At 39.1% G+C, this 6,912-nt stretch carries 5 protein-coding genes; all 5 read left to right on the forward strand.

Going from position 1 to position 6,912, the window contains the following annotated elements:
- Nucleotides 1-147 precede the first annotated feature (147 nt).
- A complete protein-coding gene (locus HYS07_01330) occupies nt 148-666 on the forward strand; it encodes a hypothetical protein (GenBank protein ID MBI1869817.1) in 519 nt (172 codons plus the stop codon).
- Nucleotides 603-1,430, forward strand: a complete 828-nt coding sequence (locus tag HYS07_01335; protein MBI1869818.1) for a hypothetical protein — start codon at nt 603-605, stop codon at nt 1,428-1,430. Before HYS07_01330 ends, HYS07_01335 begins: the two co-directional genes overlap by 64 nt.
- Complete coding sequence (locus HYS07_01340) at nt 1,388-2,671, forward strand: bifunctional isocitrate dehydrogenase kinase/phosphatase (GenBank protein ID MBI1869819.1); 1,284 nt, start codon at nt 1,388-1,390, stop codon at nt 2,669-2,671. Before HYS07_01335 ends, HYS07_01340 begins: the two co-directional genes overlap by 43 nt.
- A gap of 3 nt (nt 2,672-2,674) precedes the next feature.
- Nucleotides 2,675-5,686 (forward strand): bifunctional isocitrate dehydrogenase kinase/phosphatase, encoded by a 3,012-nt coding sequence (locus HYS07_01345; GenBank protein ID MBI1869820.1) that lies wholly within the window; start codon nt 2,675-2,677, stop codon nt 5,684-5,686.
- Nucleotides 5,687-6,003: 317 nt separating this feature from the next.
- Nucleotides 6,004-6,912: hypothetical protein (locus tag HYS07_01350; protein ID MBI1869821.1), on the forward strand; the 909-nt coding region annotated here is incomplete at its 3' end.

Below are 6,912 nucleotides of genomic sequence, written 5' to 3' on the forward strand. Positions count from 1 at the left end.
GAATTCTATATTTTATTTTTTACTTTTTAGAGTAAAAATGTGTCCTAATTAATGGCTTTATATGTTTATATCCTTTTATGGATAATGTTTGGCCGCAATGGATTATTTAAAAATTAAATTTAGTATCAAGAACTAAGGTTGGTATTCATGGAAAGGGTTTTTCGGGAGGGGATAGCGCTTTTTTTGTCTTTTTTCCTCCTTTTCGATCGTTTTTCTATCAGTTTTGGACAGAATTTGTCACCCCAGACCTCTTTCCAGATTCAGAAACCATTCTCTGATCTAAAGCCCTCTTCATTACGAGAGCTGACACTTCCACGTGATATTGGAGAGATTGTTGATCAATCGATTGTTCCAAACCGTCCGATGCTATTTATTATAGAAGATATCCATTGCCAATTTGAAGTTCAGAAGAATATTCGAAAAATATTGGGAATACTTAAAAGACAGCTCGAGGCTGGAAGCTCGAAGCTCGAAGCAAAAGCAAAAACTGGAGAAGTATTTACCTCGAGCCTCGAGCCTTTGGCCTCGAGCGTTTTTTCCTCCAGCCTCGAGCCTCGAGCTGTTTTAATGTCTTTCTCGAAGGAGCCTCAGGTCCCATTGATATGTCATTTTTTACAAGTTTTCCAGATCATCAAGTGCTTGAATCTTTGCAAGAAAAGTTTTTAAAGGATTTAGATGTGACCGGGGCAGAGTCTTTTCTTATGACGGACGAAGCTAAAGGAGCTCAGGGGATTGGAATTGAGGATGTTCAGGCGTATCTGGATAATTTTAAGTGGTTTGGAAAATTATTGGAAGGGAAAGAGCGCTTAAAGAGTGAATGGGAGAAAATAGAAATCATATTGGATCAGCTTGAGAAAAAGATTTATTCATCAGAGTTTCTGTCCTTTCGAGAACTGAAGAAAAAATATGATGAAGGAAAATTAAATCTTGATCAGTATGTAGACTCCTTAGGGGAATTGTACAAAATGAAATTGGGTCAGACTCTTGGAGAGCTTTACCCTCAGATCAGTCAAATGCAATCTGCAAAGAAAATAACACTTTCAATTAATCAAAAAGAGGTTGAGAAGGAATATTTTGAGTTTGTTCAAGCTCTTCAAAAGAAGTTAGTCCAAGAGGATTTTAAGGAGGTCGTTAAAAATATTTTGAATTACCGATCAGAGAAAATAAATGTGGAGGAGCATTATTTATTTTTAAGTCAATATTTAGAACCAGGACAAGAGGAGAGGGTCTCCCCTCTTAAGGTAAGAAGGGTAGGGGGAGTTATGGAAGAAATCAATAACCCCACCGACTCCCCTTATCTTAAGGGGAGGGAAAAACAAGAAGATAAAGAACTCTATCCCAATCTCAAGCTTCTCTTCCAACAAATGGCGCTCACAAAAGATCTTTCATGGGAGAAACTGAAAGAAGAGAGGAAGATTATCAGGTCTTAAAGAGAATTATATCGATGGAGGGGACGAGGGAAGATATTAATAAGCTCGAGGCTCGAAGCTCGAAGCAACAGCAAAAAATAGAGAAGTATTTACCTCGAGCCTCGAGCCAGAAGAGCATCTTTATCAAAAACTTTCTCTCAAACCTTCAAAATATTGCAGCAAATCAAGGGGTGGAATACGAACCTCCAGATTTTGGAGACCTTTTTTCAATTGCTCAAAAATTTTATGCTCAGGTTTTGAAAAGGGATCAGATTTTCTCTGAGAAAATTCTAAAAGAGATAGAGCAAAATCATTTGACCTATGCGGCTTTGGTTGTGGGTGGGTTTCACACGGTGGGTTTTAAGCAAAAATTAAAGGAGGCCAATATGGGCTATTGTGTTATTGCGCCTTATGCAGTTGGAGATGATGGGCGAAGGGGTTATTTTGCAAAGATGAATGATCAAGGAATTATTTTTAAAAAAGCTGGCAGGATGCTTTCCCCACCCTTGCTTGATTTTTTACGTGAGATTGCAGCTCCTTCTTCTGAAGAGGTTCTTAGAAGAATGGCTGTGGCGATGATGCAATCCTACGAAGCATCAGGACGTGTTTTGGATTATCCCTTTTTGAGACGGTGGAGAAAAAGTGCTCAAACGAGAGAGGATCGTAGGATTCTAGAAGCGGCTGCAAATTTCTATCGGCGTTGGGGACTCGGTGGAAGAACACTTCCTGGAGCTAAGCGAGAGAAAGAATTAGGTCGAGTGGGAATAAAGGTACTTAAGTCGTTCGATCGGTATTGGAAAGAATTTAACAAAGTTACCGCTCGTGCGCAAGGTCGGTTTGAGAATAGGGACTGGGAAGGGATGGTCGAGGATACTGAAGATCGAGTTCATTTGTATAATAAATTGCTTGATAGAACTGCAGTGAAAATCCGTGCTCTTTTGGGAGACCTATATCAAGATAAAGATGCATGGGAGTTTTTAAAAGGGATTTTCTATAAACGAGTTTTGGACAGATACGAAGGGGATATGGCTCTCACATTTTTTTATTCGGTGATGAGAAGAATGTTTTTGGGGGATGGTGTCTCTATTGAATATCAAGACGATGGATTTAAGGAGGAGTCTTTGGTTACCAAAACGGCTCCTGTACGACATTATGAACCCAGTGAGAGAGAACCACGTCCTACGGTAGAGCAGATTGTGAGGGACTTGAGTTTTAAAGCCAGATTCTCAAATTTAGAAGGAGATGTAGATTGGATTGTCTAGCAATTGGAAGGACAGCTTAAAAATGGAACAGGTGATTTTGAAATTGAAAAAATAGAGATCTTAGAACCTATGTTTTTTCGTAATACAGAGGCGAATGTTTTTGGAAAAATTTATTTGAAATCCGGAAAAGTATTACCTCTTATACTTGGTTTTATTCATCCTGCAAAAGTTGAACTACTTCAGGAGGTAAGGTCACATCTTGAAAATGGTGATCAATTTGTTCTCCCCAAAGGGATTAAAGGGCGGGCCATGACGGCGTTTACACTCGCTCATTTTCCCTATGTGCTGAAGCTTCATGCAGACACTTCTGATAAAGTTGGGGCAACCCAAGATGTGGTTACTGAAAAGTATGAATTGGTTCGGTTAAGAGATCGTGCAGGTCGATTACCAGGGCCTTTTCGCTATCGAAATTTGGAGTTTGGAAAAAGTAATTTTTCACAAGAAGTTCTTGATGAATTAATCGAGCGTAATCCAAATACTGTTCGAATGGATGGAGATCATGTTCTTTTTGAGAATATTTATCTCCAATACAAGGCAGAACTGGTGACTGAATATTTAAAGCATACGAGTCCTGAAGAGTCTTTGGCGCTGAGTCTCGATTTTGGCGATTTTTTGAAAGATCTTTCGGCTGTAGGGCTTTTCCCGGGAGCTATTAAGGGAGCTAATGCAGGGGTGATTGATGAACGGTTTGTTTATTTTGATTTTGATGAGGTAGATTTTCTTATCGATCCATTAACAGGTCAACCCAACTTTCAGTTTTCTCTTTCTCCAGCGCCAAGGAGTTTTGAAGAGATGACACGTCCTAATTTTATCTGGGTCTCTGTGGTTAATGAAGTGTTCACTGATGAGTTTCTTAGCTTGGTCCCGTCGAGGCATCAGCGTATTTTTAAAGAGATTCATGGTGATGTTTTATCTCCTACTTTTTGGGAAGATAGGATTGAAAGGTTAAAGAAAAGGGAAATCTTTGAGGTTTTTCCTTACCCTTGGGCGAGGAGACGATCTATGGTGGATCCATCTTTTCAAAGAGCCTTTTCTTTAATAGAAAAGCCTGAAATGCCAGAACTTACGAGAGGTATTGAGCAGTGGATCACTTCTCGTTTTCAAGATAATCTTGTTCTTATTCGATATATTTTTAATGAAGATATGAGTGACTCTTCGCTATGGACACTGTCAGAGATTCTGTTAAGTTTTTTTCAGAAACTGGGGTTGGATGAAACTCAAAAGGAACAGGCTATCTCTCGTTTAGCAGAGTTAATTAGCTCAGAAAAGGGAAAGGATTTTAAAGAAGTTGAGTTAGATATTCAAATTATTATGGAATTGATTCCTTTGGGGATTAAAGAAGATGTTGTATGGGGCGCTGCTTCTATGAGTTATTTTACACCAGAGTCTTTCTCAATTGATTTTCGTTCTGGTAAGGTTATTCAAAAACCTTATTGTAGATCTGAAAATTTTGAATTAATTGGTGATGGTATTAAAGTGAAACTTTCTCCCGAAATGACGGGTGTTAAATGTTTAGAGGTTCATCATATTTCCCAATGGCTTAGAGCATTAGGTTATCTAGCATTTCTAAGGGAAATAAGAGAATTAGAATTCAAACTGGAAGATTCCACACAGGGCTATTTGGCTCGAACTGCTCTAGAGTCAAGGCGCAAGCTTTTAATGGAGAAAGCACAGTTACTTAGAAAAAAAATTATTATTTCAGAAGAGCGTTATGAAACATCTACATTCATTGACGGTCACATTGCCCAAGGCTATACCCCTGAAGAACTGACGGCTCTGAAGACGAAGATCAAAGCGGGTTTGCCAGATGTCCCTTCTGAAGAAGTTGGCCTTTTAGATGCCGAGATGAGATATAGGCTTGGAGATGATGCTTACGAGAAAAGCCTTATCGATGATCAGGGCCGGTCTTATCGAATTGTGCTTTTTGATGGAGTGGTAGAAGGTTCTGAGAAATTTCTCTTGGATTGGCGTGAAGGGCCAACACCTAAGGAAGAGAGGGGAATGATTTATGTTGCTCGTGAGATTGTCTCAGCTTGCATTCGTGCAGGACCGAATGTGTTAAGAGATTATCTTTATCATGGGGTCCATTGCGATGAATCTTCCTGGGAACATTATCGAACGATTATCGATCAACAACATCGGGATCTCACAATTTATGGAGGAGGAACCTGGAAAACGCCATCCGGAGAAGGATGGGTTCTGGTTTTTCCTAGCGCTCTGGGGAAATCTTACCGGCCGATGGCTGATCCTCAAAATCCTCAACAGCCTCTATTAGATTCTATGACAAATTTTCCTCGGCCCTATAAAGGAACACTTGGGAAGGTGATCCATGATGTGATTGAAAGTAAGTTAAATTTGAATAGGCAGAGTACGGATTTTTCAAGAGAAATTTTGGCTCAGGTTGCTGAGCGTAAAGAGCCCCTTGTGATTCCGATTGATGTTCGTTGGCTCGAAGAAAAAAATGAAGCGGGTTTGAGGCTTGTTGAGTTTTTAAGGTCTTTACCAAAGGGAAAAATTGATCTTTTCTTTTTTGATTTTAAAAAATCAAAGTATCAACTTGAACGCTTAAGAAAGAAATTGAGTCTTCAAGAAAATGAGGTCGTTTCTTTAAATATTAAGATTAAGCCTAATGGTCATGTTCCCCCTATTGCAGAAAAGGTGGTGGAGGTCGTTCAGGAGCGCTATCAACAAAAATATGGAAGATCTTGTAATCTTGAGCGAGAGGTCCGAGTCATTGGCCACGCAGAATATCGAGCTCTTTATGAAGAAGGTTTTAAGAAAATGAAAATCTTTGGGATTTATGGTTTGTCAGGTACGATGTTTTCTCAGCTTCTTTTGGTGGCCATCTATGGAGATTCCGAGGAATTGCGTGCGGTGATGAAACGGTTGGGGATGGATTTGGATGAGATAAAAACGACAAAAGGGGCTTTAAAATCTCCTCAACACGTCAGGTCTAGTTTAAAGGAAATTGATCGTATTCGGTCGCAAGCCCAGATGAAGGTCAAGGAAATGTAACCCCCAGATAATCAACGGATTGTAATAAAATTATTTTTACTTTTTCAACCGATAATGGGTCTTTATTTATGGCTATTTTTATATTATAGTCTCAACCAAAAATTAAAATGACCAAATTTGTTCATAAATTCATTAGTGTTTTTTTGTGCGTTTCATTCTTATCTTACGATATACAAGTAAGTTACGGACAAAACTCTCCTATAGCTTCCGACTTTGCTCCTTCATTAAACCTGTATCATTCTCATTCTGTAGAGAGTAAGGATTCTGCTCTTTCGTTTCTTGAAGGTTTTAGTATACCGATTACGGTAGGGGAAGTGGTGGAAAAGGAGCTCATTCCAGGACGACCTCTTCTTTTTATCGTTGAAGACATTCACGGTGAAGTTGAGGCTCAGAAGAATATTAGGGGGATATTGGAAATGCTTAAAAGGCAGCTCGAGGCTCGAAGCTCGAAGCTCGAAGCAAAAGCAAAAACTGAAGAAGTATTTACCTCGAGCCTCGAGCCTCGAGCCTCGAACCAAGTATTAGCTTCTAACCGTTTTTACGTTTTTCTCGAAGGCGCAGCAGGTCCTCTTGATTATTCCTTTTTTACAGGATTTCCAGGTCATGAAGTTATGGAGAAAGTCCAAAAAGAGCATTTGGAAAAAGGGGAGATCAGTGGGGGAGAGTCTTTTTTAATGACTGAGGATAACAGACACGTGGGGGGATTTGGCGTCGAAGAAGTGAGTGACTATGTTGAGAATCTTAAATTAATGGGAAAATTTCTGGAAGAGAGAGAATTAGAAGAGAATGCTTTAGAGGATATGGAAGTTTTTCTAAAGAATCTCCGCCATAAAACTTATTCGAAAGAATTGATGGAATTAGTTGAGGAGCGGGAGCAGTATGGGGAAAATAAGATAGAGATGGGGGAATATTTATATCAAATATCAAACATCAAATATCAAAATGACAAATCAAAAATCAAAAATGACCAACCTGTCATTGCGAGCGAAGCGAAGCAATCTCAGTTTTTTCAATATCCAGCTATTCAAAAGTTTCTTAAGTTCCAATTTCTCCAAAAAAAGACAGATCTGAAAGCAGTAGAGAGTGAATATTTAAAATTTCTATCCGAATTAGAAAAGAAACTACCCAAAGAAGCAATGGCAGAAGTAATGAGGCATGTGTTGGAGCATCGATTAGGAAGAATGAGTGATGAGGAGCATTATCTTTATTTGAGACGATATCTAGAA

Source organism: Chlamydiota bacterium, assembly GCA_016178055.1.
Taxonomy (GTDB): Bacteria; Auribacterota; JACPWU01; order JACPWU01; family JACPWU01; genus JACOUC01.